General features: G+C 69.4%; 1 protein-coding gene. It reads right to left on the bottom strand.

The genetic code is table 11. The features are described 5' to 3' along the window. Positions 1 to 297 precede the first annotated feature (297 nt). On the bottom strand, positions 298 to 2,442 hold the full coding sequence (locus MJ797_RS26815; RefSeq protein ID WP_239342551.1) for an NACHT domain-containing protein: 2,145 nt from the start codon (positions 2,440 to 2,442) through the stop codon (positions 298 to 300). Positions 2,443 to 2,562: the final 120 nt, after the last annotated feature.

Genomic DNA, 2,562 nt, shown 5'->3' on the forward strand with positions numbered 1-2,562 from the left:
GTGCGACCTTCGCGCAGCCCTGCACACGACACGGCGGTCGCTCCCGCGCTTCAAACGTCTACTCACCGCTCTGGTGCCGCTCTTCCGTCCGTCGACGAACTCGACGTCAACAACATTTCGTTACCGCCTTCTTTATTCCTGCCGACGTAAATATTCGGTCAACCCGTGGGGTGTCAGGACGCTTGGCCAGCTCAGCCGGGGCGTCGAAGTCAAGATCCCACGGGTTCGCCGAACATGGACCTGCCGACTTCCTGGAGCCAGGCGCACGCCACGTCGGCCGAGTATGCAGTAGACCCATCAGCGGCGGGCGAGGCAGCGTTGCAGCTCAAGATGACGGAATTGGTAAACCGCCCCGACCTGGCGTAGGACGCCGCGCCGCTGGTGCGCGTCGTCCAGGAAGGCGATCAGTCGTCGTGGCAGCCGTCCCCGCATCGCCAGCCACCCGTGCGCCAGCGCGAATGTCCCCGACGCGGTCCTGAAGAACCCGACCGTCACTCCGAGGGCGAGCCCGAACACGAGTCCGCCAGCGAGACCGGCGGCAGGCCCATAGGTGAGCCCGAACACGAATCCGCCCAAGGGTCCACCCGCCAGCCCGAATGCGAGTCCGCCGGCGAGCGCTTGTTGTCGGAAGGTGGCTCGGTCGCAGGCCAGGGCCGAAATCGGGCCGGCAGCTGTCGTGAGATCTGCCGGCGCAGTCTTGAACCCCCCGAACGCGAGACCCGCGAGGGCAGCCGTGAGTCCGATCGTGAGGCCTACGGCGAGGCTGTTCGCGAGCCCGTATGCGAGCCCTGTCGCAAGCCCGATCACGAGGCCGTATACGAGCCCATATGTGAGCCCACGGCGAGTGTGCCACCGCATCGCCCGCGCCGGAACCTTGATCCCCCAGGAAAGTCCGACACCGAGCCCGTAGGTCAACCCGGACGCGAACCCGTGCGTGAGTCCGTATGGCGGCCCGCACGCGAACCAATACACGAGCCCCCCCGTGAGCCCGGACGCGAGCCCAGCCACGAGCCCGGTCGCGAGTTGAGGAAGCCGAGATCTGCGTGGCGACACGGCTGCGGGTAGTCGCCACCACGCGAAGTTAGGGCTGCCGTGCAGGTTGTGTTCGAGGTGGCGGGCGAGGAAGATCAGCCAGCGTTCCGCATCGGCTGCCCGCCAGGGGCATTCCCGGGCCGGATCGGGATGGGGCCGGTACGCGGCGGGGACGAAGGCGTCGAACAAGTGCTCTTCGACTGCGGCGCGACTTGGAAAGCGTTCTTGATCGAGCAGGTCAGCCGGTCGCGAGGGGACCGCGGTCGCCTGCTCGCCGAGTCGTGGGTTGAACACGGCGCGGGCGAGGGCAGCCATCAACGGGGTGACTAACGCCTGCGCCACCGGCGACGCCGGGGCTTCCGCGAGCACGGCTACGACCGGGTCCCAACGGGCGGCTCCCACCAGCCCTCCCGCAGAGTCGCGGAGGTAATCGGCGACATCGGCTGCCTCCAGCGGGCACAACTCGATGCCCGCAGCGCCGGTGAGGCGCAGCTCGACCCCGCCGACCGAGCTGACCGCCTCGCGATAGGGCTGACTGCGGGCGGCCACGACCAGCCGCTGCCCAGGCCGCAATGCCTCGTTTATTCGGGCGATCGCGACCGAGCGAAGCGCGTTCGGAATCTCATCCAGGCCGTCGAGCACCGGAACGACCAACCCGTCGTCCAGTACCGCCCGCGCCCGGCAGCGCCCGCCGCCCGGCGCCGGCTCCGCCAGAGCGGGATAGTCCGCTGTCAGCCTGGTGGCGAGCCAGTCGTAGAGACGTTGGCCGGTCGGGTCCCAGGAGACGAGCGATACCAGCACCGGTACCGGCCACCCGGAGCTGCGGCGGGCGAGCAGCCCCAACACCAGGCGCACGAGAAGGATCGTCTTGCCGGCCCCCGGCTCGCCCAGCACGACCAACCGGCCGGTAGGGACGCGGTCCAGCACCTCGACCAAGTCGTTCCCCTCCCCGGCCAGGCCCGCCGGTCCGGCCGCCCACCCCCCTGCCGGCGGCGTCGGCCACCCGGCCCCGCCGATGGTCGCCAGCCTTATCAGCGCCCGCCAATCCTCGACCAGCCCGGGACTCGCAGGCCGCCATCGCACCGGCAGCGCATAGGGCTCGTTGAGCCGGTGCAACTCCGCTTCGGCCTCCCACTGCCGGCGTACCGCGACAGCCAGCAGCTCCGCCACGCCGACAAGGTCCGCCGGACCGCCGACTGCGCCCCCCGAAGAACTCCGGAAACGCGCCTCCAAAGTCAGGTAGGTACCTAGAACTCCGGTCGGCAGCGCCGCCACAGTCACGATCGCCGACGCCTCAGTCCAGCCGTAACGGCGGACCAGCCACACCACGAGCGCCGAAGCGCCCGAGCCAACCGCACACACCGCGACAGCGGCACGCCAAGATCTAGATTGCCCCACACCATTCATCATCCTGGTTACGTGACGCAGGCCCGACACCAGGACCCGTCGCCCGATCGCGTGATCTTACCGTCGGCCAACCGTGCTACGGCGCGACGCGGCAGTGCCAGAAAGCGGAGCCCGCGTGCGGTT

It is taken from the genome of Protofrankia sp. CiP3 (genome assembly GCF_917627345.1).
Classification (GTDB): domain Bacteria; phylum Actinomycetota; class Actinomycetes; order Frankiales; family Frankiaceae; genus Protofrankia.